Origin of the sequence: Rhizobium sp. rho-13.1, from assembly GCF_007000305.1 — a bacterium.
Classification (GTDB): Bacteria; Pseudomonadota; Alphaproteobacteria; order Rhizobiales; family Rhizobiaceae; genus Rhizobium; species Rhizobium rhododendri.
In genome coordinates this window covers 106,418-132,345 of sequence record NZ_SCFL01000010.1, presented here as the reverse complement: position 1 = coordinate 132,345, position 25,928 = coordinate 106,418, and the positions used below count along the sequence as shown (strand labels likewise).

Annotated in this window: 24 protein-coding genes; 12 read left to right on the top strand and 12 right to left on the bottom strand. The window is 59.6% G+C overall.

The window, feature by feature from the left end; genetic code table 11:
• Positions 1-8: 8 nt before the first annotated feature.
• Both EQW76_RS20600 and EQW76_RS20595 read right to left on the bottom strand, forming a co-directional pair.
• On the bottom strand, positions 9-188 hold the full coding sequence (locus EQW76_RS20600; protein WP_111218572.1) for a hypothetical protein: 180 nt from the start codon (positions 186-188) through the stop codon (positions 9-11).
• Positions 189-291: 103 nt separating this feature from the next.
• Entirely contained in the window at positions 292-600 is a 309-nt protein-coding gene (locus tag EQW76_RS20595) for a hypothetical protein (protein WP_142830871.1), read from the bottom strand.
• Positions 601-917: 317 nt separating this feature from the next.
• Between EQW76_RS20595 and EQW76_RS20590 the strand changes: the two genes are divergently transcribed.
• Complete coding sequence (locus EQW76_RS20590) at positions 918-2,600, top strand: phosphoethanolamine--lipid A transferase (protein WP_142830873.1); 1,683 nt, start codon at positions 918-920, stop codon at positions 2,598-2,600.
• Between the two features lie 74 nt (positions 2,601-2,674).
• Here the strand turns inward: EQW76_RS20590 and EQW76_RS20585 are convergent, their stop codons facing one another.
• The gene (locus EQW76_RS20585; RefSeq protein WP_161990972.1) at positions 2,675-3,646 is read right to left on the bottom strand and encodes an alpha/beta hydrolase; all 972 of its coding nucleotides are present in this window, start codon (positions 3,644-3,646) and stop codon (positions 2,675-2,677) included.
• Positions 3,647-3,788: 142 nt separating this feature from the next.
• Here EQW76_RS20585 and EQW76_RS20580 point away from each other — a divergent pair, with 142 nt between their 5' ends.
• The 3 genes from EQW76_RS20580 (at position 3,789) to EQW76_RS20570 (ending at position 6,946) form a co-directional block, all read left to right on the top strand.
• On the top strand, positions 3,789-4,256 hold the full coding sequence (locus tag EQW76_RS20580; RefSeq protein WP_142830875.1) for a MarR family transcriptional regulator: 468 nt from the start codon (positions 3,789-3,791) through the stop codon (positions 4,254-4,256).
• Between the two features lie 163 nt (positions 4,257-4,419).
• Complete coding sequence (locus EQW76_RS20575; protein ID WP_142830877.1) at positions 4,420-5,139, top strand: hypothetical protein; 720 nt, start codon at positions 4,420-4,422, stop codon at positions 5,137-5,139.
• A gap of 184 nt (positions 5,140-5,323) precedes the next feature.
• Positions 5,324-6,946: an ABC-F family ATP-binding cassette domain-containing protein gene (locus tag EQW76_RS20570; protein ID WP_143123155.1), complete on the top strand. Its 1,623-nt coding sequence runs from the start codon at positions 5,324-5,326 to the stop codon at positions 6,944-6,946.
• Here the strand turns inward: EQW76_RS20570 and EQW76_RS20565 are convergent, their stop codons facing one another.
• The 8 genes from EQW76_RS20565 to EQW76_RS20530 all read right to left on the bottom strand — a co-directional run bounded on the left by EQW76_RS20565 (position 6,947) and on the right by EQW76_RS20530 (position 15,259).
• Positions 6,947-7,336 carry a type II toxin-antitoxin system VapC family toxin gene (locus EQW76_RS20565; RefSeq protein ID WP_143123154.1) on the bottom strand — a complete coding sequence of 130 codons (390 nt, stop codon included), beginning with the start codon at positions 7,334-7,336 and terminating at the stop codon, positions 6,947-6,949.
• Positions 7,323-7,598, bottom strand: coding sequence for an AbrB/MazE/SpoVT family DNA-binding domain-containing protein (locus EQW76_RS20560; RefSeq protein WP_111218560.1), 276 nt, complete (start codon positions 7,596-7,598; stop codon positions 7,323-7,325). Before EQW76_RS20560 ends, EQW76_RS20565 begins: the two co-directional genes overlap by 14 nt.
• A gap of 72 nt (positions 7,599-7,670) precedes the next feature.
• Positions 7,671-8,753 carry a sn-glycerol-3-phosphate ABC transporter ATP-binding protein UgpC gene (gene ugpC / locus EQW76_RS20555; RefSeq protein ID WP_142830883.1) on the bottom strand — a complete coding sequence of 361 codons (1,083 nt, stop codon included), beginning with the start codon at positions 8,751-8,753 and terminating at the stop codon, positions 7,671-7,673.
• Positions 8,750-11,023 carry a glycoside hydrolase family 2 TIM barrel-domain containing protein gene (locus tag EQW76_RS20550; RefSeq protein WP_143123153.1) on the bottom strand — a complete coding sequence of 758 codons (2,274 nt, stop codon included), beginning with the start codon at positions 11,021-11,023 and terminating at the stop codon, positions 8,750-8,752. Before EQW76_RS20550 ends, ugpC begins: the two co-directional genes overlap by 4 nt.
• An 8-nt stretch (positions 11,024-11,031) precedes the next feature.
• Positions 11,032-11,856, bottom strand: a complete 825-nt coding sequence (locus tag EQW76_RS20545) for a carbohydrate ABC transporter permease (protein ID WP_142830887.1) — start codon at positions 11,854-11,856, stop codon at positions 11,032-11,034.
• On the bottom strand, positions 11,853-12,746 hold the full coding sequence (locus EQW76_RS20540; protein WP_142830889.1) for a sugar ABC transporter permease: 894 nt from the start codon (positions 12,744-12,746) through the stop codon (positions 11,853-11,855). The genes EQW76_RS20545 and EQW76_RS20540 overlap by 4 nt, the downstream gene beginning before the upstream one ends.
• A 67-nt stretch (positions 12,747-12,813) precedes the next feature.
• Positions 12,814-14,088 (bottom strand): sugar ABC transporter substrate-binding protein, encoded by a 1,275-nt coding sequence (locus EQW76_RS20535; RefSeq protein ID WP_143123152.1) that lies wholly within the window; start codon positions 14,086-14,088, stop codon positions 12,814-12,816.
• Positions 14,089-14,233: 145 nt separating this feature from the next.
• Entirely contained in the window at positions 14,234-15,259 is a 1,026-nt protein-coding gene (locus tag EQW76_RS20530) for a LacI family DNA-binding transcriptional regulator (RefSeq protein ID WP_143123151.1), read from the bottom strand.
• A gap of 266 nt (positions 15,260-15,525) precedes the next feature.
• Here EQW76_RS20530 and EQW76_RS20525 point away from each other — a divergent pair, with 266 nt between their 5' ends.
• Both EQW76_RS20525 and EQW76_RS20520 read left to right on the top strand, forming a co-directional pair.
• Complete coding sequence (locus tag EQW76_RS20525; protein WP_143123150.1) at positions 15,526-15,990, top strand: DUF3828 domain-containing protein; 465 nt, start codon at positions 15,526-15,528, stop codon at positions 15,988-15,990.
• A 127-nt stretch (positions 15,991-16,117) separates the two neighbouring features.
• On the top strand, positions 16,118-16,372 hold the full coding sequence (locus EQW76_RS20520) for a hypothetical protein (protein WP_142830897.1): 255 nt from the start codon (positions 16,118-16,120) through the stop codon (positions 16,370-16,372).
• A 130-nt stretch (positions 16,373-16,502) separates the two neighbouring features.
• Here EQW76_RS20520 and EQW76_RS20515 read toward each other — a convergent pair whose 3' ends face one another.
• Complete coding sequence (locus EQW76_RS20515) at positions 16,503-17,108, bottom strand: TetR/AcrR family transcriptional regulator (protein WP_142830898.1); 606 nt, start codon at positions 17,106-17,108, stop codon at positions 16,503-16,505.
• Positions 17,109-17,218: 110 nt separating this feature from the next.
• Between EQW76_RS20515 and EQW76_RS20510 the strand changes: the two genes are divergently transcribed.
• From EQW76_RS20510 to EQW76_RS20485, 6 genes are all read left to right on the top strand, one after another.
• Positions 17,219-17,905, top strand: a complete 687-nt coding sequence (locus tag EQW76_RS20510; RefSeq protein WP_143123149.1) for a PspA/IM30 family protein — start codon at positions 17,219-17,221, stop codon at positions 17,903-17,905.
• A 30-nt stretch (positions 17,906-17,935) separates the two neighbouring features.
• A complete protein-coding gene (locus tag EQW76_RS20505) occupies positions 17,936-18,217 on the top strand; it encodes a YiaA/YiaB family inner membrane protein (protein WP_142830901.1) in 282 nt (93 codons plus the stop codon).
• A gap of 92 nt (positions 18,218-18,309) precedes the next feature.
• Positions 18,310-21,705, top strand: coding sequence for an acyl-[ACP]--phospholipid O-acyltransferase (locus EQW76_RS20500; protein WP_143123148.1), 3,396 nt, complete (start codon positions 18,310-18,312; stop codon positions 21,703-21,705).
• 350 nt (positions 21,706-22,055) lie between these two features.
• The gene (locus EQW76_RS20495) at positions 22,056-22,919 is read left to right on the top strand and encodes an ABC transporter substrate-binding protein (RefSeq protein WP_161990976.1); all 864 of its coding nucleotides are present in this window, start codon (positions 22,056-22,058) and stop codon (positions 22,917-22,919) included.
• Positions 22,920-22,983: 64 nt separating this feature from the next.
• Complete coding sequence (locus tag EQW76_RS20490; protein ID WP_143123147.1) at positions 22,984-24,600, top strand: ABC transporter permease subunit; 1,617 nt, start codon at positions 22,984-22,986, stop codon at positions 24,598-24,600.
• Between the two features lie 46 nt (positions 24,601-24,646).
• Complete coding sequence (locus tag EQW76_RS20485) at positions 24,647-25,888, top strand: acetamidase/formamidase family protein (protein WP_143123146.1); 1,242 nt, start codon at positions 24,647-24,649, stop codon at positions 25,886-25,888.
• Positions 25,889-25,928 lie beyond the last annotated feature (40 nt).

Below are 25,928 nucleotides of genomic sequence, written 5' to 3'. Positions count from 1 at the left end.
TTCCAGCTTCAGGAGTCGAGCCGGAGCTTCAGTTGCTGTCCCGGCTTTTCAAGATAGTGCTCGAGCGAACGACCGAATTGCAGGCGGGAGTAGGTTTCCTTGCGCTGTCGTTCGGCATGCTCGCGCGCAGCTCTTGATTTTGCGACGATTTCGAGAGTCTTCTGAATGACGAGGTTGGCACTGTCCATCTGCACGTCTCCATTTGTTCTCTTTATGTTCTCATTTTTCGCGAGGTATGTCAATGCATGCCGAAGCAGGCGTTTCGCACGCCGGTCTTAAGGCTGGAAGGCCTTATGCCGACTGCTGCGCCAGGAAGGATTTTGCAGTTTCGATTGCCGGGCGGCAGCTTGGCACTGCGTTCGACAGGATGCGATCGGGTGCGGTGCCGAGGACCCAGATGTCGAATGCCATGGATACGAGCGGCAAAGGATTTGTGGTGGCGTGGTCGGTGATCACCTGACCGGCGCTGGTCGTGCAGGCCCTGACATTGGCAACGACCTCGTAAGGCACGTTGGCCTTTGCAAGGCGGCTGGTAATCTCGGTTTGAAACGGGTCGAGGATAAGGAGCTGCACGAAATAAAAAACGAGGGCGCTGAGCATTTTGGTTTCCAGTTGGCCGTGACGTGCGATCCGACATCGCACAAGCAGCCAAAAGCTTGCACCAGAGGGGCCCGGATCAGGGTAGTCCCTATGTAGGAAGCCTGGAGCGATCCGCAACACGGGGGCAAGCGTTCCGGCCATCTTGACCGTTCGGCAGGCGTACCAGTGCCCATCGGTTTTCATCGTCTGCTCCGAGGTATATAGGACCCTGGCGCTCGTCCCAAGAATGCCTTCGTTCAGGTAGATGTCAGGAAAATCGCACATTGTTTTCTGCTGCATTGCCAGGGTGCAGCCGGCCTCGTACCGCACGCCCGGGCATGCCATTTTGGAGACCTTCTTTGAACGATCGTAACACCGAAAACGCGCGGCCCTTCGGTCGGCCCGTGCTGGGAAGCGTGACGCTTTGCTTCCTGACGACGCTCTATCTGCTGGTCGTCACAAACTGGACGTTCTGGCAAAAGGCCCATGGCTACCTGACCGGAAATGCGCTTGCCTTCACCGCATTTGTCATCGGCATCTCCGCGCTTTTCATGGCCGTCGTCACATTGTTCTCGGCGAAATATGTCACGAAGCCGATCCTGATCTTCTTTGTCCTGGTATCGTCCGCCTGTTCCTGGTTCAACGACCAGTTCGGGGTCGTCATCGACAAGGACATGATCCGCAACGCGGCCGTTTCGACCGGCGCCGAGGCCGGGCACCTCATTACCTTCCGATTTGCCCTTCATCTACTGCTGACAGCCTTGCTGCCGTCGCTGCTGATAATCTGGGTGCGTATCCGCCACCGGACAATCCTGCCGAAGCTGGCGCAGAACACGGCGATCATCCTCGGCTGCCTTGCTATCTTTGCCGGCGCCGGCATCAGCTATTACAAGGTCTTTGCCGGCGTCGGGCGCGCCCACCGCGATATCCTGGCTACCCTCAACCCGTTCATGCCGATCAATAATGCCGTCAGCTACGTCGTGTCGGCACAGAAGGATGCGCATGTCGTCGCCGAGCCCCTGGGGACGGACGCCCACCGGGTCAACATCGATCCCTCCGGCAAGCCTCGGGTGACGATCATCGTTGCCGGCGAAACCGCGCGCGCCTCGGATTTCTCGCTCGGTGGATATAACCGCGATACCAATCCCGAGATGAAGAAGCAGGACGTCGTCTATTTCCCCAACACGACCAGCTGCGGCACGGCGACGGCGACGTCAATTCCCTGCATGTACTCGATCTACCCGCGCGCCGACTACACCCATCGCAAGGGGCTGCAGACCCAGAATCTTCTGGATGTCCTCAGTCATGCCAAGGTGGACGTCTCCTGGCTGGACAACGACACCGGCAGCTACAACGTCACCGACAGGGTGGCCTACGAATACCTGCCGAATTCCAAGGATCCGCGCTTCTGCAAGGATGGCGAATGCCTGGATGCGATCCTTCTGGACAAGGTCGATGCCTGGCTCGATCACGTCAAAGGTGACAGCGTGCTGGTTCTCCACCAGCTCGGCAGCCACGGACCTGCCTATTTCCAGCGCTATCCCGAGGAGTTCCGACGCTTCACACCGGATTGCCGCGCCAACGATTTCGGTGCCTGTACGCCGGAGGAGATCACCAACGCCTACGACAATACGATCCTCTATACGGACCACGTCGTCTCGGTCGTCATCGACAAGATTAAGCAGCGCGCTGCCAAGCTGGATGGTGCCGTCGTCTATGTCTCCGATCACGGAGAGTCACTCGGCGAGAATGGTATCTACCTGCACGGCACGCCCTACTTCATCGCGCCGACGCAGCAGACGCACGTGCCGTTCCTGGCCTGGGTATCGGACGACCTGTCGAAATCTGCCGGCTTCGATATGAAATGCCTCGGGCAGCACGCCGACGGGCAGTATTCGCACGACAATTTCTTCCATTCGATCCTCGGCCTTATGGATGTCTCCACCAAGGTCTACAATGCGAAGATGGATGTTTTTTCCCAATGCCGCCGGCCCGCCGGCGCGCTCGCCAGCGCTGGATGAGAGCTCAGTGGCAGGCAAAGCACAGAGAGAAACGCCCACGGACAGTGGGCGTTTCTGGCCGTTTTGGGGGTGGCTCAGGCCTTGAAGAAGGCCAGCAGGTCGGGGTTGAGAACGTCGGCGTGCGTCGTCAGCATGCCGTGCGGAAAGCCCTTGTAGACCTTCAGCGTACCGTTCTTCAGGAGCTTGACCGACAGCATGGCGGAATCGGCGATCGGCACGATCTGGTCGTCGTCACCATGCATGACGAGGACGGGAACGTCGATATTCTTCAGGTCATCGGTGAAGTCCGTCTCGGAGAAGGCCTTGATGCAATCATAATGGGCCTTTGCCCCGCCCATCATGCCCTGACGCCACCAGTTGTCGATCACGCCGGGATAGGTCTTGGCGCCATCGCGATTGAAGCCGTAGAACGGGCCGGTCGGAACATCCCGGTAAAACTGGGCCCGGTTGGCAACGAGTGCCGAGCGGAAGCCGTCGAAGACCTCCATCGGCAGGCCGCCGGGATTGTTCTCGGTCTTGAGCATGATCGGCGGTACGGCACCGACGAGCACTGCCTTAGCGACCCTGCCGTTTCCGCCATGCTTTGCTACATAGCGGGCGACTTCGCCACCGCCGGTGGAGTGACCGATGTGAATGGCGTTCTTCAGGTCGAGATGTGCAACCAGCGCTGCGACGTCGGCAGCGTAGGTGTCCATTTCGTTGCCGTGATCCGTCTGGCTGGAACGGCCGTGGCCGCGGCGATCATGGGCGACGACCCGGTAGCCCTGGCCGAGGAAGTAGAGCATCTGGGCATCCCAGTCGTCTGCGCTGAGGGGCCAACCATGGTGGAACACGATCGGCTGACCCGTGCCCCAGTCCTTGTAGTAGATCTGCGTGCCGTCCTTGGTCGTGAAGATGCTGCTGCTCATGGTCGTTCCCTTCGGTTGTGAAGCTTTGGGTGTTGCTGCGTCTGCAGTTGCAACCAATGGCATGGTCGCTGCTGCAGCGGCAAGGCCCAACCCGGCGGTCATCACGCCACGGCGTGTCGTGTGATTATTCGAAGCCATCGTTCTGCTCTCCTGATAAGTGAGATCGCAAGAATATTTATCGCGATAACGAATTTGTAGATAAAAAATTTTGGATAGTCCAGTCAAAATCGATATCGCGACATTATTTTTAATGATATCGATGTTTGCTTATAAACGGGAGATGACGATTTTGAGCCAAGCGCTCCTGCCATTGGATGACCAGCTGTGTTTCTCGCTGTATGCGGCAAGTATTGCTGTCAACCGCACTTACAAGCCGATGCTCGATTCCATGGGCATTACATACCCGCAATATCTGGTGCTGAGCGCGCTCGGCCAGGAGGATGGCCTGACGGTGGGCGCGATCGCCGAGCGGTTGGGGCTGGATTCCAGCACAATCACCCCGCCCGTCAAGCGCCTCGAGGCGGCAGGCCTTGTGGAGCGCCGGCGCAGCAAGGTTGACGAGCGTCAGGTCCATGTCTGGTTCACCCATGCGGGGCAGGCGCTGCTGAAAAGATGCAGCTGTCTGGCGGAGACGCTCCTGCGGAAGTCGGGCATGACGCTTGAGCAGGTGCACGCTCTGAACCGGCAGGTTCGAACCTTGCGCGCCGCACTGGAGGCAGAGGAACAGCTCGGCACAGGCTCGCAGTGAATATGATGACTTCAGTGGGAATATTGTGACAGCGGTGCATTGCACTATATAAATAGCAGAGCCTTCCGGAAGACGATTTTCAATCTTTCCTGTTGACGGCTGCGCTGAAACAAAAATTGTCACCCAACGGTCGTTCTTCGTTGTAATATGGTGGAAGAAATGAATGAGGTTTGATTTGTGGCAGTTCTTTCAGACTACGCAGGGCAGCATCATCCTCGGTGTCCTGTTGGGCGCCGGTAGTATTGCAACAGGCGTCATGCTTTCCAGATCTCTCTTATGGGCGGGTATCCGACGCCCGCAGCGGGTCAACCGCAGGCGGGAGGAACGTATGCTGGCCATGCGGGTCGTGCTCGCATTGGACGATCTGGTCGGCGGCTGCCACAGTGCAGCAATAGACGCACCTGAATTCAACCCGTCCGATGCCGGCGATTTCGTCCTGCACACGGAGGATCCACGCCTGATCTTGCCGAAGGATGTTGACTGGAGCCTCCTTTCTCCAGAGCTGGCTGAGGAGGTCCTCTGGATGCCGAACCGCCTGCGCAACATACTCGACGCGCTGGAATCGCTCGACGTCAACGCGCCCGAATTCGACGACTTTTTCCTGCATCGGCAAGCGGATTTTTCGAAGCTCGGCCTGCGTGCGATGGATATCATCGACACCCTCTGTGCCGAATATGGCATCGAGGCGCCTGAGCGTCCTCTCTACTACGATCCGCGCGCGACCTTCGAGGAAGGTGTCGCACTGGCCGTGGACTTCACGGATCGCCGTCGCAAGTCGCAGAAGAATGCCTCGACCGGGCGCTCAAACGTGACGCCGCTGTTTGGCAATGGCGGTATCGAAGCCAAAACCGTCAAGCCGTCGGACAAGGATCCGATCGCCTGAGCATCTCATATATGACCATCGAAGAGGCCACCGGCAAAGCATAGTTCATATGCAGCGCCGGTGGCCTCGGCGTTTTCTGGATGGTGTGCCTCAACCTTCCCGGTTGACGCGGAAACTGAAAACCTGCAACAGCCTCTTCACAACCGTGCCATCCGGCGCAGCACTCTCTGGACTTTGCCCGACGATGATACGTATCGAGAATATCAGCAAGCAGCTCAGCCATCGCATCCTGTTCATCGAGGCATCTGCCGCCCTCAACAAGGGTGAGAAGGTTGGGCTGGTTGGGCCGAACGGCGCCGGCAAGACCACGGTCTTCCGTATGATCACCGGCGAGGAACATCCCGACGAAGGTCAGGTCGCCGTCGATAAGGGCGTGACCATCGGCTATTTCAACCAAGATGTCGGCGAGATGCACGGTCGCAGTGCCGTTGCCGAAGTTATGGAAGGTGCCGGCCCGGTCAGCATCGTCGCCGGCGAACTGCGCGAACTCGAATCTGCCATGGTCGATCCCGATCGTCTCGACGAGATGGATGAAATCATCGAACGCTACGGAGAAGTCCAGGCGCGCTACGAAGAGCTGGACGGCTATGCGCTGGAAGGTCGCGCCCGGGAAGTGCTGGCTGGCCTCAGCTTCAGCCAGGAAATGATGGACGGCGATGTCGGCGGGCTGTCGGGCGGCTGGAAGATGCGCGTGGCGCTCGGTCGCATCCTGCTGATGCGCCCCGACGTGATGCTGCTCGACGAGCCGAGCAACCATCTGGATTTGGAAAGTCTGATCTGGCTGGAGGAATTCCTCAAGAACTACGAGGGCGCATTGTTGATGACCTCGCACGACCGCGAGTTCATGAACCGCATCGTCACCAAGCTGATCGAGATCGACGGCGGCACGCTGACGACGTTCTCCGGCGACTATGCCTTCTACGAGCAGCAGCGGGCGCTCAATGAAAAGCACCAGATGGCGCAGTTCGAACGCCAGCAGGCGATGCTTGCCAAGGAAATCAAGTTCATCGAACGCTTCAAGGCGCGCGCTTCCCATGCTTCGCAGGTGCAGAGCCGGGTGAAAAAGTTGGAAAAGATCGACCGTGTCGAGCCGCCGAAGCGCCGGCAGGTCGTCTCCTTCGATTTCGCGCCGGCGCCCCGCTCCGGTGAAGACGTGGTGAACCTGAAAAACGTCTACAAGAGCTACGGTAGCCGCAGCATCTATGCCGGCCTCGATTTCATGGTCCGCAGGCGCGAGCGCTGGTGTGTCATGGGCATCAACGGTGCCGGTAAATCGACATTGCTGAAGCTGGTTACCGGCTCTACCGATCCGGACGAGGGTGCGGTTGCACTCGGCGCCAGCGTCAAGATGGGCTATTTCGCCCAGCACGCCATGGACCTGCTCGATGGCGAGCGTACCGTGTTCCAGTGGCTCGAGGATTCCTTCCCGCAGGCGGGGCAGGGGCCTTTGCGGGCGCTGGCCGGCTGCTTCGGCTTTTCCGGCGACGATGTCGAAAAGAAATGCCGGGTGCTGTCAGGCGGCGAGAAGGCCCGCCTTGTCATGGCAGCGATGCTGTTCGACCCGCCAAACCTGCTGGTGCTGGACGAGCCCACCAACCATCTGGACCTCGACACGAAGGAAATGCTGATCAAGGCATTGTCCGAGTACGAGGGCACGATGCTGTTCGTCTCGCACGACCGCCATTTCCTCGGCGCCCTGTCGAACCGCGTGCTGGAAGTCACGCCCGATGGCGTGCAGCAATATGGCGGTGGCTACACGGAATATGTGGCGCGCACCGGCCACGAGGCCCCCGGCCTGCACGGCTGATCAGGGTTCGCGGACGTCGTGGGAGCCGGCAGCTTGGGCCGCCTTGATAAACCTGCGGTCGAACGTCATCATGGCTTCATAGCTGCCGATTCTGCCCAGATGGAGGGCATCGGCGAAATCCATGCCTTGCTCGGTGCGATCGAGCGCCCGCGCCACCAGCGCTGGACTTTCTAGCGTCACCCGACGCAGGCCGGCGAAGGCCCGGAGCGCCGCACAAACCTGCTGCGGCTGATAACTGTAGACGCTCCGCAGGACCCATTCGCATTCGAGCATGACAGTTGTTGCCACGAACACATCCTTAGTCTCGACAAGGCTGCGTGCTTTCGTCGATTGCTCTGGATGATCGCCGGTGAGGTAGCGAATGATGATATTGGTATCAATCGCCAGCATGGCGACGCCTTGCCTCGGCGATGATGCCCGCGTCCATATCCTCTATCGATTTCGAGGTGCCGGCATAGGCAAGCGATCCGAAAACCTCGTCTGGCTCGGTGGCTGCGAAATGCGGTGCCGCGCGTAAAAGCACACCGTCGGCGGTTTCCTCGACCACCAGGCGCGTGCCCGGCTCCCACTGCTGGTGCAGACGCACCGCCTTGGGCAGGATGACCTGCCCTTTGGTGGACACGACGGTTGTCAGTTTTTCCGGCACGGCCATCACAAGCTCCTTGTAAGACGGAGGTAAGATAGCACGGCAGGGCGCCAATGCCAATCGGACGATAGCGCGGGGCTAGCGCAACCGCTCGCCGGCAGCGTCGAACACCAATGCCTTAGCCGGATCGAAGCGGGCGGTGATGGTCTGGCCTGATTTCAGGCCGCGGCCGTTGCGGGTCAGCACTGTGACGAGTTCGCCTTCGCCATAGCGGGCAAAGGCGTATGTTTCGCCGCCCAGATGTTCCAGCATGTCGACGACCATATCGAGTGACGCATCCCCGACCTCGTCAAAATGTTCAGGCCGGACGCCGATCGTCACCGGTGTTCCCTCTGCTGCCTTGTCGGCGCCGATCACCAGCGGAATGGTGGTGTCGCCAAGCTCCGGGAGCTTTGCAGACCAGCGGCCATCGGCGTTTCGAGCCAGCACGCCCTTGAAAAAATTCATCTTTGGCGAGCCAATGAAGCCGGCGACGAACAGGTTGGCGGGATCGTCGTAGAGATCGAGCGGCGCGCCGACCTGCTCGACCGTGCCGCTGCGCAAGACGACGATCTTGTCGGCCAGCGTCATCGCCTCGACCTGATCGTGCGTCACATAGATGATGGTCGTCGCCAGCTTCTTGTGCAGCCGGGCGATCTCGATGCGCATATGCACGCGCAATTCTGCATCGAGGTTCGACAGCGGTTCATCGAACAGGAACACCTTGGGATGGCGGACGATGGCACGGCCGATGGCGACGCGCTGGCGCTGGCCGCCCGAAAGCTGCTTCGGCTTACGGTCGAGCAACGGCTCCAGTTCGAGAATGCGGGCTGCTTCCTCCACCTGACGCGCAACCTCGGCCTTGGCGACGCCGGCGAAGCGCAGCGCAAAACCCATGTTTTCGCGCACTGTCATATGGGGATAAAGCGCGTAGGACTGAAACACCATGGCGATGCCGCGCTTTGACGGATCGACATCGTTGACTTCCTTGCCGGCAATCGACAGCGTCCCCGAGGTGATATCCTCGAGGCCGGCGATCATCCGCAGCAGGGTCGACTTCCCGCAGCCCGACGGCCCGACGAAGACGACAAATTCGCCGGACTGGACGTCAAGGTCAACGCCCTTGATGACGTCGAGGCTGCCGAAGGATTTGCGGATATTGCGGAGAGAGACTTCGCTCATGGGGTTACCGCTTCCTGCTGGGTCGAGTTGACCGCCGTGAGTTCTACCGTGGTGCCGGTAAAGCGGGGCGAGGTGACCTCTATGGTAATATCGCCGCTCTTGCCTGTCGATTCCAGCCAGAAGCCGGTCGTGCCGCCCTGGAACGGAATGACGTGGGGGCCGACGATCTTTGCCGGACCAGACACCTTTAGTGTCACGACATCGTTGATGAACGGGAGGCGCGAGCCGACCTGATCGAGCGCGCGGACGATAACGCGGGTGCTGTCGCGCCCTTCGGCACGGATCGTCTTGCTGTCCGCTTCGACCTGCAGTGTCGTCGGCAGCGGATCGGCGACCATGTGCAGTTTTGCGACGGCTTCGCCGGCGACAAATCCAGTGAAATGGGCGTCTTCCCACTGCATGCCCCAGACGCCGAGTTCGTCCTTGGTGAAATGACGATGGTCGACGACGATGGGCGGGTGCGGCAGGTGTGGAAACGTCTCGCGGTCAGGACCGACGCGCTTGACCAGCGAGCCGTAACGCAATTCGATCTCGTCGCAGTTGCTAAGGATGATCAGTGGCAGCACGCCGCCGATGTTGCGCTCGCCACGCGCCCAGAAGGTGACTGGTTTCATCACCACTTCTTCTGATGGCTCGCACTGGCTGGCATAGACATGGGCTGCAAATTTCGGTTCGCGGAACATGTCCATGACGCCATGGTAGCAGATCCGGTCGCCGGAGCCGAAGTCCTTGTGGGTGTTGTAGTCGAACATGCACCAGCCGATGGCACCGGAAATGTTGGGATCACCATAGGCAGCGTTCAGCACTTCCAGATGGCGCCGCACATGCTCGGCCTGCCGCTGTTCCTGGTCGTAGATTTTCGTCGGATACATATGGCCGCCGAATTCGGTGATCAGGTATGGCACGACCTTCTGCAGGCCCGTGCATTCCTGCTGGCTTCTCAGCGCCGTGCGCGGGCGGTTGCTGCCCGGCAGCTCCTCGTTGCCGAGGATAAAGTCGTTCATCGTGAAGACGTCTTCGAGGAATTCGCTGTCGAGGATGAATCGGACGCCGCCGGTCTGGCGCGTGCTGTCTAACTCATGGGCGAGCCGGTTGGTCTCGAGATAGAAGTCGTGGCTATCCTTGGATTCGTTGATGCGCACGCCCCAGATGATGATCGACGGATGGTTCCAGTCGCGCTCGATCATGCGGCGGACGTTCTGGATCGATTCCTGCTTCCACTCCTCGCCGCCGATATGCTGCCAGCCGGGGATTTCCTCGAACACCAAGAGGCCAATGCGATCGCACCGATCGAGAAACCATTTGGACTGCGGATAGTGTGAGGTGCGGACGAGATTGCACTTCAGCGTGTTCTTCATGATGTCGGCGTCCAGCTCCTGGGCGGAGCGGCCGGCGGCATAGCCGACATAGGGGTAGGACTGGTGACGGTTGAGGCCGCGGATCTTTAGCTTGCGACCATTGAGCTTGAAGCCTTCGGTCGTGAACTCGGCCGTGCGGAAGCCGAAATGCGTGCCGACCTGGTCCGAGCCCTGGTCGCTCTCGAGCGAGACGGCGACGGTATAGAGGACAGGGTCGTCGATATCCCAGAGCGACAGGCCTGTCAGGTTGGCGAAGGCCAGCGTCACGCTTGTGCCTGTCGTTTCGGACGAGGCCGTGGCAATTTCCTTGCCTGCGGCGTCGGTGATGACGGCGGTCACGGTGCCGTTGAACGCCACACCCTGTGGATTGGAGAAGTCGCAACGCACCGTCGCCGACTTTGCCTCGCTGAGCACATGGCCGGTCTCGATCTTGATGTTGCCGATCGACACCGTATCGGTGACCTTCAGCCAGACATCGCGATAGATGCCGGCATAGGTGAGATAATCGATTCGGCCACCGAAGGGCGGGATTTCCGGGTTTTCGCTGCCGTCGATCTTGACGGTGATCAGGTTGTCGCCCTGATGCAGACCGTCGGTCAGGCGCGCCTCGAAGGGCGTGTAGCCATCCTTGTGGGCGACAATCTCCTTGCCATTGAGATAAACGACGGAGTCGGCCATGGCGCCGTCGAATACCAGCGACACTTCGCGACCGTCGAACTCCGGCTGCCACTTCAGAACGGCCTGGTAGGTGAAGGCGCGCTGATAGGATTTCTCGTCGAAATAGTTGAACGGCAGGTCTACCGCATTGTGCGGCAGGGTGACCATTTGGCCGGCGGTCAGGGCCTCGGTGAGACCAGGGGCGAAACCCTCGTGAAAGGTCCAGGTATCGTTGAAGGAAACAACAGAACGCATTTTCATTCCTATTTGACGGAGCCCAGCATGCCCTGGACGAATTGACGTTGCATGAGAAAGAAGACGACGAGCGTGGGCAGCGTCGCAAGCACGGTGCCGACCATGACGACACCGAAATCGGGGTAGTAGGCGGAAGCCAGTGACGAGACGACCAGCGTGATGGTCTTGGTGTCGTTCGACTGCAGCACGATCAGCGGCCAGAGATAGTTGTTCCACGCCGTCATGAAGACGATGATGAAGGCGGCCGCATAGGTCGAGCGCATCACCGGCACGTAGATGAACAGGAAGATCTGCCATTCCTTCAGCCCGTCGACCTTGGCGGCATCGCGCAGTTCGGACGGAAAGGCTTTCGTGCTCTGGCGGAAATAGAAGATGATGAAGGCTGAGCTGATTGTCGGCAGAAGAACAGCGATATGGCTGTTGATAAGACCGGCATGGCCCATCAGCACGAAGAGCGGGATCATAAGGGCGGCAAACGGGATCATCAGCGTCAGGAGGATGGCGCTGTAGACCCGCTCGCGAGCCTTTGACTTGAACATCTCGAAGCCATAGCCGGCAAAGGAAGAGATGGCGAGCGTCAGCACGGTGCTGAGGATGGCGATCTTGGCCGAGTTCCAGAAGATCAACGGCACGTCGACTTGCGAGAAGAAGCCCTGCACGTTGATCCAGAAAGCCGAACCAATGGTCACGCTACCCTTGACGATGTCGATCGAAGAATTGCTGGTGCTAATGATCATCCAGAGAAACGGGAAGACCGAGATGAACGACATGACGCCGATGAAGCCATAGGTGAAAACCTGGATGGCGAGTGCCTTGAAACGATCGCCGCTCATTGGTCTTTCTCCCGTGCCGCGTAGAACTGCACGAAGGCCAGCATCGCCACCAGCACGACGATGACGTAGGAGACCGTCGCGGCATAGCCGAGGTTCGGTATGAACTTGAAGGTCAGGTTGTAGATGTAGAGCGACAGGGTCAGCGTCGAATCCGAAGGACCGCCCTGGGTGATGTTCATCACCTCATCGAACAGCTGCAGCGTGCCGATGGTCGAGATTACTGAGGTGAACAGGATAACCGGCTTCAGCAGCGGGATGGTGATGTAGACGAACCGTCCCCAGGCATTGATTCCGTCGATGCGCGCCGCCTCATAGATTGACTTGTCGATGTTCTGCATGGCGGAGAGGTAGAAAATCATGTTGTAGCCGGTCCACCGCCAGGTGATGGCAAGAATGATCAGCACCTTCGCCCAGAAACCGTCGGTCAGCCACGGGATCGGCGACGCGATGATGCCGATGGCCTCCAGCGTGCTGTTGACCACGCCCTGCTCGGCGAACATCCCTTTGAAAAGCGCGGAATAGGCCACCAGCGAGGTGACGCACGGCAAGAAGATCGCGGTACGGAACAGGCCCCGTCCGACGAGCTTCGGCATGTTCAGCACGGCCGCCAGCGACAGGGCCAGCAGGATCATGATGGGAACCTGGATGATGAAGAACGTTACCGTATTGGTCAGCGCGTGCAGGAAGACCGGATCGTTGGCGAGGCGGACGATATTGCCGAAACCGACGAATTTTACCATCGCTCCGCGGCCGGACTGGGACGACATGAACAGCGACCAGAGGATCGGATAGACCATGAACAGGCCGATCAGCACCAGCGCCGGGGCAATGAAGAGCCATCCGTTGACATTATAGAAGCGGCGAACGCCGCTGGGACGCGCAGAAGCCATCGATCGCCCTCGAAGCTGCAGAAAGAGATGGGGGCGGCTCGAAAGCCGCCCCTTCGGGGAGGAAGTCCTACTGGATCTGGGTCTTTGCCTGGGCGTCGATGGCCTTCAGCGCTTCGTCGACGGAACCGCCCTTGGCAATCGCCGGGATCTGCGCCGTTACAGCCGCATCGACTTCGTTTGTGTAGATGCCGTAATTGACCGGGGGAACCTTGGCCAGCCAATCGGCAAAGCTCTGCCACACCTTCTGGCCGCGGAAGAACGCGTCGGCCTGTTCATAGGCAGCACCGGTGCGGGCGGCCGTCAGTGAGCCGACAGCGCCACGATCGGTCAGGATCTTCTGGTAGAAATCGATGTCCTTTGCGTATTCCGCATTGAGGAAGTCGATCGCCTCGTCCTTCTGCTTGGACGCAGACAGAACGTACCAGCTGGAACCACCGAGGTTCGATGCATGCGTTGCGCCCTCGACGTTCAATGCCGGGATCGGGGCAACACCCCATTTGCCGGACTGGTCCTTCTGGGCCTTGATTGTGCCGGTAATCCACACCCCGGTCACTGTCGAGGCAACATCGCCCGAGGTGAACGTGTTGACGTAGTTCGACCAGCCGACAGCCTGCTTGGCAATGCCCGAGGCCATGATCTTGCCGAAGGTTTCAAGCGATGCCTTGAGCGCCGGATTGTTGAGGATGTTGGGGTTGCCATCCTTGTCGAAATACCAGCCACCAGCCGACTGCATCAGGATGCGGACGAGACCGGCGTCGTTCGGGTCGGTGCCCATCATTTTCTTGCCGGTCTTGGCTTCGACCTGCTTGCCGATCTCGATGAAACGGTCCCAGGTGATATTGTTGAGATCTTCTGCCTTGAAGCCAGCGGCTTCCAGATAGTCCTTGCGATAGTAGAGGCCGGTGACGCCGGAATCGAACGGCATGCCGTAGACCTTGCCGTCGACCGTCATCAGTTCGACCTTGTAGGGGGCGAACGCCTTGTAGTCGACCTTGTCAGACATCGGCGCAAATGCACCCGGGAAGGACTGGAGATATTTCTGTGCGCCGTAGTCCTCTATGAGGACGATATCCGGCAGGCCGCCGCCAGCACCCGACGACAGGCCGGTCTGCAGCTTCTGCTCGACGTCAGCCTTGGCAAAGTCGACGACGTTGAAGGTGGTGTCCGGGTGTGTCTTGGTGTAGCGGGCGCCGGCTTCCTTCATGATTGCGACGTTGAAGTTCGGATCCCAGCACCAGACGGTGATTTCTTTTGCCTCGGCGGCTGTAACCGCCAAAAGGCTGACGCCGGCCAGAGCCAGAGCGATGATGCGCGGCGCGCGGGCGCGCAGAAAATTATCCATTGCTTCCTCCCAGAAGTCACGTTGACGAGACAAGCCTCCTGTCTCCGAAACGCAGTATTCCTCATAAAAGAAAAAGAAGCAATATTTTCAGTAAATTTTTACTGCGCTGCACAAAGAGCCCCTTTGTCGGCACCGTTTTGGCCCGTCAACGCGTGCTTTCCCGCCAGATAATGTCTGTGGATAAGATCACCGTCTTGACGATATCGCGGCCGGCAAACCGCTCCAGCAGCAGGTCGACAGCGGTCTCGCCGATCAGTTCGGCCGGGATACGCACGGTCGACAGCGGCGGATTGAGCAGCTGCGCCACCGGAATGTCGTTGAAGCTGGCAATAGCCACATCGTCCGGGATCTTGAGGCCGAGTTCCAGCATTGCCCGGTAGGCGCCGATGGCCATGTTGTCGTTACAGGCGACGATGATGTCTGGCGGCGACGCGATCTGCATCAGGGATTTCGCAAGGGTGTAGCCACTGTCGGGGGTGAGGTGTTCGGTAACGCAAAGCTCCGGGTCGAAAAGGTCGTGCTGCTTCATCCACTCGATATAGGTCCTGCAGCGCCGCTCGGTGAAATGATTGGGGACCTGGTTGATATGTTCGAGCCAGCCAATAAAGCCGATGCGCCGGTAGCCGCGGTCGCGGAGTGCCGAAAGCAGCTTGCGCATGGCCAGCTGGATGTTGCTCTCGACACTGTCCTCGAGGTCGATCTGCGGCGAAAAGTCCGCAAAAACCACCGTACGGCTGTGTTCGCGCAGCCATTCCACCTCCTCGTCGGTGTGGCGGCCGATGGCGATGACGCCCGAGGCCTCGCGCAGGAGTGTGGCATCCGGCAGGCTGTCGGCGTGGTAGACCTTGACCACATCGATCTGCAGCGCGCGACAGCGGTTCTCGATGCCGAGGCGAACGCCGATATAGTAGGGATCTGTCAGCTCCTGCGGCGGCCGCAGGAAGTGGACGAGGGCAATCCGCCCCGCACCGGAGACCAGTGCTTGCGCGCCATTGAGGCCGTTTGCCCGGTTGCGGCTGCGCGGCGTCGCGTAGTTCAATGCCTCGGCGGTTTCGATGACGGCCTGGCGCTTGGACGCGGAAATCGACAAGGTCGCATCGTAGTTCAGGACGCGGGAAACCGTAGCCGAGGAGACGCCGACCGCATTTGCTATTTCCTTGATCGTCACCATTCTACTGATTGCCTATCACTGCATCGCCGCAGTGCCGAGTCTGCCCCAAGATTATATTCATATTTGCGCTTACGACACCGCAATGGGAAGCCTTTTCCATCAGTAAATTTTTACTTCCTGTACGGGGTGCGATGCAGCAAGGTCCGAATTCTACTCCGCGCGGCTTTGGGGGCGACAATCGCCGGCAGGTTAGCAACCCAGGAATGAACTCTGGATATCGGATTTCTCTTCCGTTAGCCTGCTCCCTGTCTCGAGAGGAGTCCTTCATGCGCCTGCCTGCCTTCGTTTTCGCCGTTCTTGCTGCCGTCGCCGCCGGTCCAGCCTTTGCTAGCAGTTTCGAAACACCGCAGGCGCTTTTGAAGGCGCTCTATGACGACAAGGTCGGCTCGTCCGATCCCGCCTCCGTGACCCGGTACCAGGACTACTTTTCGGATCATCTGAACGGTCTGTTCAAGGCCGATGCGGCAAAGACCGAACCCGGGGATTCGCTGTCTCTAGACTTCGATCCCGTCATTGCGGGTCAGGACGGGGAGGCCGAGCACCTGAAGATCGGCAAGCCGGACATCAAGGGCGACAGGGCGATGGTCGTGGTCAAGTTCATCAACGGTGTGCCGGTGACCTTGCACTACAGCCTCGTTCATCAGGCTGACGGCTGGAAGGTCGACGACATCGAGGACAAGGGGGCGCAGTTTCCCTGGAAGGTCAGCGCTATCTTTGCGGATGCGAAATAGCATCTCGGGCGCCACGCAGATGTGTATCGCAGCTTGAAGTCGGGACGCCGATCAGTCATGCCGTTCGCCACGCTGGATGCCGCCGGTCAGCCGTGCGATATCATGGCGCCAAAACAAGGAGGCCGCGATGGCTCTGGACCCGATCAAAGTTCTGAACGACTACGCCATGGCCGATTGCTCCGTGCAGTTCTGGGTTCCGGGCGCGACGGCCGTGCAATTCCGTGGCCTGAAGGCGGCCGTCAGGTACGCCAAGGAAAATGCCGGCCGCTGGAACGAAGTCGAGATCACAGTCCACCTGCCGCAGGAAGACATTGTCTACGCGACTGACAAGGTCCACCGCCTGATAGACGCTCTACGCCCGCCCCGTCGCTCGAAATCCTAGCAATTTCGCTCGACCCCAAAAAGGCAATCGCGTGGGCGATGGCGGATAGCGTTGTAAACTACGGGCCCGTCTGTTCTCGTGTTCAAACAGTGGGAAGCCTGCCGGCGAAGTTGCAGGGTCGCTCGGAAATTCAACTCGTCCGTATTGTTCCCGCTGCGATGGTAAGCACGAACTGGTCGACCTCGCGTTCGAGGCGTTCGAGTGGGAGGCCGACGAAGCGGCCTGCCAGGCTGATGCTGATGACGCCGTGAACGGCGCCGAAGAGTGTCCTCGCCCGGATCGATCTTTCTTCCGCCGACAAACCGGTCTGGAGTCCGGCAACCGGTTCGGCGATGACTTCCATCAGGGCCAGGTGCTCGTCGAGATGCCATTGCGGGGCAAGGCGTCCATCGGCAAAAACATGGTCGAAGAGCGCGCTCCAGAGATTGCGATGGGCGACGGCAAACTTCAGATAGCCTCGCGCCAAGTTGCGCAGCCGGTCCGTCGGAGAGCGATCCCCGACTTCGCCAAGGACCAAAGTCTGCTCAAGCATCCGCAAGGTCGCGGAGTTCACGTGGATGACCAGGTCGTCCAGATCCTTGAAGACCGTATATAAACCACCGAGCGCGCAGCCTGCATCGAGAGCGACATCGCGGGCCCTCAGGTTTGAAAGCCCTTCCGCTTCGATCCGGCGCCTTGCGGCCTCTATCAGCCGCACCTTCAAATCCTCGCGCTTCATCTCTCTTTTGCCGGCCAAGCGACTATCTCTCTGTAAAAGTGAACGACGTTCATTTTTATTCTTGAACAATGTTCATGTATGTGTCACATAGATATTCATGAACATTGTTCATAAACGGGAGCGTGAAAATGATCAAACAAATTCGTACCTTGATCCGCGGCAGGCTTTTCGAAGCACAAGAGGCTGTCGTCGACCGAAATGCAGCGGTGTTGCTGGACCAGCAGATAAGGGATGCGGCAGGCGACATCCAGTCAGCACGGCGGGCCGTGGCGGTTGCCACCGCCCAGAACGAGCAGGAGAAGAGCCGGCGCGCACTTGTCGTCTCGCGGATCGCCGATCTCGAGGCGCGGACCATGGCGGCTCTTGAAACGGGGCATGATGTGCTGGCCCGGGAAGCGGCCGAGGCGATCATCCAGCTGGAAGCGGACAGGGATACATCAGAAAAGGCCGAAGCCCAGTTCACAGCTTCTATCGGCAAATTAAAGAGCCTGGTCCGGGCGGCAGAAGCGAGGTTGCAGGAACTGCAGCGCGGCCAGCGCATCACACGTGCGACAGGCCAAGTGCAAAAACTCAATAGCCTGATCCATGGTGTCGGCTCAGCCTCGCTCGACGAGGCCGAACAGACGCTGGCCCGGCTCAGCGAGCGCCAGATGCGGAATGACATCGCCACCTCGGTCCTGCGGGAATTGGATGGCACGAGAAACACCGCTTCTGTCCTCGAAAAACTCGCGGATGCGGGTTGCGGCGCGCCGCTGCGTGTTTCCGCTGACGAGGTACTGGGCCGCCTGCGCACTCGCATGAACTCCGCCGCTTAAATCAACATCAACTGACAAAGGACGACGACAATGAACGACAGTTTCCAGAAGCACTCGTCAAGCTGGATCAGCTTTTCTTATGTCTCATTCGCTTCTGCTGCCATCATGCTGGCGGTCGGGCTTTACATGATGCCCCTCGATCTCTGGGGGAAGGGATACCTGACGATGGGTATCGTCATGCTGGTCCAGACAACCGTCAACATCACCAAGACCCTCCGCGACAATTCCGAAGCTGAAAAGCTGATCCGCAAGGTCGAGGATGCCCGCACCGAGAAGCTCCTGGTCAATTTCAACCGGTCTGGCGAGAACTAGTTTCGTTAACTACACGACAGAGTTGTTAGGTGCGGAAACCGTTGCGTAACAACTCTGTGGCCCTCTCTCCACTCATCTCCAGGAGTACCGACATGCAACGCAATCTGATGACCTCAAGGAAATTCGCGCCACTTTTCTGGACGCAATTCCTGACCGCGTTCAACGACAATTTTCTCAAGCAGACGCTGGTTTTCGTGATCCTCGTGCAGATGGCGGCAGAGGGGGCCTCGCTGGTCACCCTGGCCGGCGGCATCTTCATCGTGCCGTTCCTGCTGCTTTCCGCCATTGCCGGCGAACTGGCGGATAAATACGACAAGGCGAAAATGGCGGAGCTTCTGAAACGCTGGGAGATTGCCGTCGCTGCCATCTCGGTCGTCGGCATTGCGTTCTCCTCGATCTCGATCCTGATGATCGCCCTTCTCGGCTTCGGCATCATCTCAGCTCTGTTCGGGCCCATCAAGTACGGCATTCTGCCCGATCATCTTCATCGCAACGATTTGCCCAAGGCCAACGCCTGGATCGAGGGCGGCACCTTTATCGCCATCCTGACCGGCACCATCGTTGCGGCGCTCGCCTTTACCAAGGGCGATAATGTCTGGGTGTTCGGGCCGATGATGATGGGCCTGTCGTTGCTTTGCTGGTTTTGCGCCCGCCTCATCCCGCCAACAGGGGCAAAGGCGCCGGATCTGGTTGTCGACCGGAATGTCCTGCGCTCGAGCATCCGCCTGATCAACGAACTGCGCGCCGATACACGGATCTGGCGCTCCGCCCTGATGAACTGCTGGTTCTGGTTTGTCGGCGCCTTCGTCATGTCGATGCTGCCGGTCATGATCAAGGAGATCCTCGGCGGGTCGGAAATTATCATTCCGGTCTATCTCGGCGTCTTTGCAATCTCCATTGCCATCGGCTCCGCTATTGCCGGCTGGATGTCGGCCGGCCGCGTGGTCCTTTTGCCGGCTCCGATCGGCACGCTGATCATCGCTCTGTTCGGCCTCGATCTCGCATGGAACCTCTGGGGCCTCACCTCCATAACCCAGGCCGAGACGATTTCCGCATTCTTCGCCGGGCCGAACACCATCCGCGTGGCCATCGATCTTGCCGGCATGGCAATCGGCGGTGCCTTCCTCGCTGTTCCGACCTTTGCCGCCATGCAGAGCTGGGCAGACGAACATCGCCGTGCCCGCGTCATAGGGGCTGCAAATGTGCTGTCCGCGCTGTTCATCGTCGTCGGGCTTGGACTCGTTGCCCTCCTGCAGGTGGTCGGCATGTCGATCCCGGCCATCATCCTGACGCTGTCGATCATCAACGCCGGCGTTGCCTGGGTGATGCTTAGAACGCTGCCCACCAACGCTTTTCGGGATTTGATCTCAATCCTCTTCCGTGCCTTCATGCGCCTTGAGGTCGAAGGGCTGGAGAACATCAAGAAGGCTGGACCCGCGCCGATCATCGCCTTGAACCATGTTAGCCTGCTCGACGGCGCCCTGGCGCTTGCCATCACCGAGGAGGAACCTGTCTTTGCTATCGATACCAATATTGCCCAAGTGTGGTGGGTGAAGCCATTCCTCAAAATGTGCAAGTTCCTGCCGCTCGACCCGACCAAGCCAATGGCGACGCGGTCGCTCATCAAGGTCGTTCAGGACGGCAACCCGATCGGCATTTTCCCCGAAGGTCGGCTGACCGTTACCGGTAGCCTGATGAAGGTCTATGACGGCGCCGCCATGGTGGCCGACAAGACCGGGGCGATGATCGTGCCCGTGCGCATCGATGGCCTCGAAAAAAGCTACGCCTCCTACATGAAGGACAACCACGTCCGCCGCCGTCTCTTCCCGAAGGTCAAGGTGACCATTCTGGAGCCGGTAAAGCTTGAAGTCGCCGCTGATCTCAAAGGCAAGAAACGCCGCGTTGCTGCTGGTGCGGCGCTCTATCAGATCATGTCGACGCTGATTTTTCGCACGACGAATACGGATGCTACGCTTATCGAACGCGTCATCCAGACAGCAATCACCATGGGCGGAAAGACGCTGGCGGTCGAGGATCCGATAGCTGGAAAGCTTTCCTATTCCAAGCTTTTGACGGGGGCTGCCGTTCTCGGTGCGCGCTTCAAGACCATGTTTCCGAATGAAACTACGCTGGGCATCATGCTGCCCAACGCCAACGGCACGGCAGCCACCCTGCTCGGCGTCATGTCAGCGGGCAAGGTTCCGGCCATGCTGAACTTTACAGCGGGTGCGGCTAATGTCTTGTCCGCCTGCAAGGCTGCGGAGGTCAAGCACGTGCTCTGTTCGCGGGCCTTCGTAACCCAGGGCAAGCTCGGCGCCCTCGTCGAGGAAATGCAGCGCGAGGTGAAGTTCGTCTGGCTGGACGAACTCCGCACGACGATTTCAACCTTCGAAAAAATCCGTGGGCTGTTCAACAAATATCGCCCGCTCGTCCGTCGTTCGCCAGAAGACCACGCCGTTATCCTGTTCACGTCGGGCTCTGAGGGCTCGCCGAAGGGCGTGGTCCTCACTCACCGCAATATCCTGTCGAACGCAGCACAGGCAGCAGCGCGCATCGACTTCCACCCGGGCGACAAGGTTTTCAATGTCTTGCCTATGTTCCACTCGTTCGGGCTGACGGCGGGAACCGTGCTGCCGCTGATTTCCGGCGTACCGGTGTTCTTCTACCCGTCGCCGCTGCACTACAGGATCGTGCCGGAACTGGTCTACGTCTCCAACGCCACGATCATCTTCGGCACCGATACCTTTCTCAACGGCTATGCCAGAACGGCGCATCCCTACGATTTCCGGTCCATTCGCTATATCTTCTCCGGGGCAGAACCGGTGAAGCCTTCGACCCGCGAGACGTATACCGAGAAGTTCGGGCTCCGGATTCTCGAAGGCTACGGCGTCACCGAGACTGCACCGGTGATTTCGCTGAACACCCCGATGTACAATCGCTCCGGAACGGTCGGTAAAATCCTCCCCGGCATGGAATGGAAACTGGAGCCTGTTCCCGGCATCGACGAGGGAGGCCGTCTTCACGTGCGCGGCGCCAATGTCATGGCCGGCTATCTCAGGGCTGAAAACCCCGGTGTCCTCGAGCCCCTGAAGGACGGCTGGCACGATACCGGCGATATCGTCACCATCGACGACGACGGTTTCGTCAGGATCCGCGGCCGCGCCAAGCGCTTTGCAAAGATCGCCGGCGAAATGGTTTCCCTGGCGGCTGTCGAAGCACTGGCCGGAGAATTGTGGCCCACCGCGCTTTCCGTTGTCTCGGCGCTGCCGGACGAGAAGAAAGGAGAACGGCTGGTCTTGCTGACAGATGCGCCTGCCGCCAGCCGATCGGCCTTCTCGGCGTTCGCGAAGTCCAAAGGAGCAATGGACATGATGGTTCCGGCCGAAGTCACCATCGGCGTGGTCCCGGTGCTGGGCTCCGGAAAAGTCGATTTCGTGTCCGCGCGGAAGCTTGCCGAGCAGAGGTCACAGCCTCAGCAGGTCGCTTAGCTGCTCATTCGTCCCTCCAGTGAAGACGCGGGGCAGGTCTCACTCCTGTCCCGCACATCCTGCCCGCTGATTTGAAGCCGCAAATTCGAAGAGCGTAAAACGGCGTCAGGACGGCTAATTAGCGGCCATGCATCGCCTAAATAATATGCGCAACATGAGAGGCGCGATTTTTTAGGCATAAATCTACAATAAATCGTGTGGCTTGCGACAATCGCTCCCATCGGCAACATCGCTAAGCTTCCCTCCGTCGAGTGCAGAACACTGCACCACTCACAAGAACGGAGCGGGAAATGATGAAGCTGAAAAATGGGAGCCGCAAGGCACTGAAGCCATGGCTGGGCCTGTGCATCATGGCGCAGTTGTTTGTAGCGACGGTGACCGGCGCAACGCTGGTTTCAATGGGAGGTGCCGAGGCGGCTTCCGCGACGCCTGCCGCCTGCGCCGATCTGCAAGCCAAATACCCGGCCCTGAAAGGCAAGACGCTCGTCAATGCCATCAATCCGCATACGCCCGGCTACGAGACGATCGACCCGAACAATCCGGACGCCTATATCGGCTTCGACGTCGATTTTGGCGAAGCCATCGGTGATTGCCTCGGCTTCAAGCTGACTTACAAGCCGGTGACCTTTGCCGCGTTGCTGACCACGGTCCAGGCCGGCCAGGCTGATATCGTCATCTCCGACATCTACGCAACGAAGGACCGCGCCAAGGCCGCCGACTTCGTGACTTACCTGAAGGTCGTCGACGGCGTGCTCGTCGCCAAGGACAATCCGAAGAAGATCACCGGCATCAATATCTCGCTGTGCGGCGCGGTCGCGGCTGAAAACACCGGTTATGTCGAGGTGCCGCTCATCCAGGCGCTGGAAGCAGAATGCAAGGCTGCCGGCAAGCCGGCGCCTGAAATCCAGCTCTACGACAATAACGACAATTGCATCCAGGCGATCCTCGCCGGCCGTGCCGATACTTACATCAACGACGCCAACACCGTCGATGGCGCGGTCAAGGCCTATCCGGACAAGCTCAGCAAGGCCACCGCAGTGACGCTGCCCTATTCGGTCGGCATCGCTGTGCCGCGCAACAATGTCGCATTTCGCGATGCAGTCGTTGCGGCCGTGACGGAGATCCAGAAGTCGGGCCTGCAGCTGGAGCTGATGAAGAAGTGGAGCCTGCCGGCAGACCAGATCGAAGCGCCTTCGCTCATTCTGGCCGACTAATGCACCTTCTCCCGGCCGGGCTCATTGGCCCGGCCGCTTTTCCCTGGACATTGCGAAGGCCATCATGGATCTTTTCCTCCACTATCTCAGCCAGCCCTACCTCATGACCGGGATCGTCTACACCCTCCTGATCACGGTTTTCGGTCTCGCCGGCGGCTTGGTCATGGGCCTTCTTCTGGCCGGCATGCAATTGAGCCGGTTTCGCGCCCTTTCGCTGCTTTCCCGCACCTACGCCATCATTTTCCGCGGCACGCCGCTCATTCTGCAGATGATCTTCTGCTACAACGTTTTGCCGATGATCGGCATCAAGCTGACGGCCATCGAGGCAGCCAGCCTTGCCCTTGCTCTCAATGAAGCGCCGTTTATCGCCGAAATCATCAGGGCCAATGTCATCGGCGTCGATCGCGGCCAGGTGAGTGCCGCGCAGGCCTTGGGCATGACGCCAGGTGCCATCATGTGGCGCGTGATTGCGCCGCAGGCGATGCGATCAATGGTGCCGGCGCTCGGCAACGAAGCCGTCAGCGCGCTGAAGAATTCGTCGCTTGCCTCTGTCGTCTCCGTGCAAGAACTGACGCTTCGAAGCACACAGCTGGCGTCTGCAACGTTCGACTTCTTTTCGATCTTCTGCGCCTCCGGGCTGATGTACCTCATACTGACCGGCGCGATTGCGATCATCCAGATTGTCGTCGAAATGCTTCTGGATCTCGATCGCCCCAAACCCAAGGAACAGATAGCACGGTTTTTCCGCGCGCTATCCCCGGGCCGCGCTGTGATAGCCACCACCGCGACGCCGGCTGCTGTGGGCACGGATATTCCGGCAGCGGAACGCGATCCGTTGCCGCCGGCCTCGCCGAAAGTGACGGCGGCGGCGCGCGGCATCGATCGACAGGCCCGCGCCGCACGGCTGGCCGGAAACCAGGTCGCGGTGGACGTGCGCGGCCTGCACAAGGCCTATGGCCCGAATGTTGTTCTCGACGGCATCAATCTGACAGTCAAGGCCGGCGAAGTCGTGGCCCTGCTCGGACCAAGCGGCTCCGGCAAGAGCACCTTGCTCCGCTGCATCAACCGTCTCGAAGGCTGGGAGGAGGGCTCCATCGAGGTCGGGGGAAGGTCTCTGGCGTTGAATGAAAGCGGCAGGACCCTGTCGCCACGGGCAATCGCGCAGATGCGTGCCAGTGTCGGTGTCGGCATGGTGTTCCAGCAGTTCAATTTGTTCGCCCATCTCACGGCCAGGGAGAATGTCGCCGATCCGCTGCAATGGGTTCAGCGGCTTTCACGCCTCGACGCAAATCGTCGGGCCGAAGCGCTGCTGCAGAGAGTGGGTCTGTCACACCGAGCCGATGCCCTGCCGCGCCATCTGTCCGGCGGCCAGCAACAGCGTGTCGCCATTGCCCGCGCCGTTGCTCCCGGTCCGACCGTCCTTCTGCTGGACGAACCGACTTCGGCACTCGATCCGGAACTGGTCAACGAAGTGCTCGAAGTCATTCGCCGCCTTGCTGTCGAAGACGGCCTGGCGATGATCATCTCCACCCATCAGCTCCGTTTTGCTGCCGAAGTCGCAGATCGCGTTGTCTTTCTCTCCGGCGGCTCCATCGTCGAGGAAGGACCGGCCGAGGAAATACTGAACAGGCCCCGGCATCCGCTGACGGCGCGCTTCCTTAGTAAGATGGAAGGCGAGTGAACCTGCGGTTCCTGCCTTCCAGTCTGTATTCTCAAAGAGGTCTTCCATGACGAACCATCATTTGCCAGCGACGTCTTCCACCGTCCACTGGGGCTATTTCAGCAAGACGCTTGCCCCCGTGCTGACGCTGAAATCCCATGACCGCGCCACCATCGAAACCATCACCCACCATGCCAATGACGACTATGATCGCATGATTGCCGGAGATGCTGAGGCAGAAGAGATTTTTCGCTGGACGAGCGAGGAGAAGACCATGGGCCGTCGTGGCGCCGGCGCTACCGAGGGTCCGTTCACCCATGGCGCCGGCGAAGGCCTCGGCGTGCATCTGCTGACGGGTCCGATTGCCATTGAGGGTGCAGAGCCCGGCGATGTGATCGAAGTCCGGATCCTGAATGCCTATCCACGACCCAGCGCCAACCCCGCCTATGAAGGCCGCTATTTCGGCTCCAACCCCTCGGCAAACTGGGGCTTTCAGTACAATGATTTGGTCGAGGAGCCGAAGCAGCGGGAAGTGGTGACGATCTACGAGCTCGATATGAAGGAGCCCGCCACCGTCTCGGCCGTATACTCCTACCTTTGGACGCCGCAGACCGATCCGGATGGCATTGTCCATGCGACGATCGATTATCCTGGCGTCAGGGTGGACCACAATACCGTTGTCAAGAAAGACGGGGTTCTCGCAGGTATCAAGGTGCCGGCCCGCCTGCATTTCGGCACGATGGGGCTGGCTCCGGCCGAAGCCGATTTCGTCAGCACGATCCCGCCGAACTATACCGGCGGCAACATGGACGATTGGCGGATTACCTCAGGCGCTCGGATGTATTATCCGGTCGCGGTGCCCGGCGGCCTGTTCTCCGTCGGTGATGCCCATGCCTCACAAGGCGATAGCGAGTTGAGCGGCACCGCGGTCGAGATATCGCTGACGGGAGAGTTCGAGTTCATCCTGCATAAAAAGGCAGACCTGCCCGGCACCGTGCTCGAGGGGCTGAACCATCCGCTGCTGGAGAATGACGACGTCTGGTCGGTCTACGGTTTCAGCTACGCCAACTATCTGTCCGAGCTCGGTCCCGATCACCAACAGGAAATTTTAAAGCGGTCCAGCCTCGATCTCGCCATGCGCGATGCCTTTCACAAGCTCCGCCGCTTCCTGATGACGGCGCATAATCTGTCGGAGGACGAGGCAATTTCGCTAATGTCGGTGGCTGCGGATTTCTCGGTGACGCAGGTCGTCGATGCCAATTGGGGGGTCACCGGTTCGATCCGGAAATGCGTGTTCGCCAGCAAATGACGAGCAGGCTGGCATTCTCTTCTTCGCATGTGCAATATGG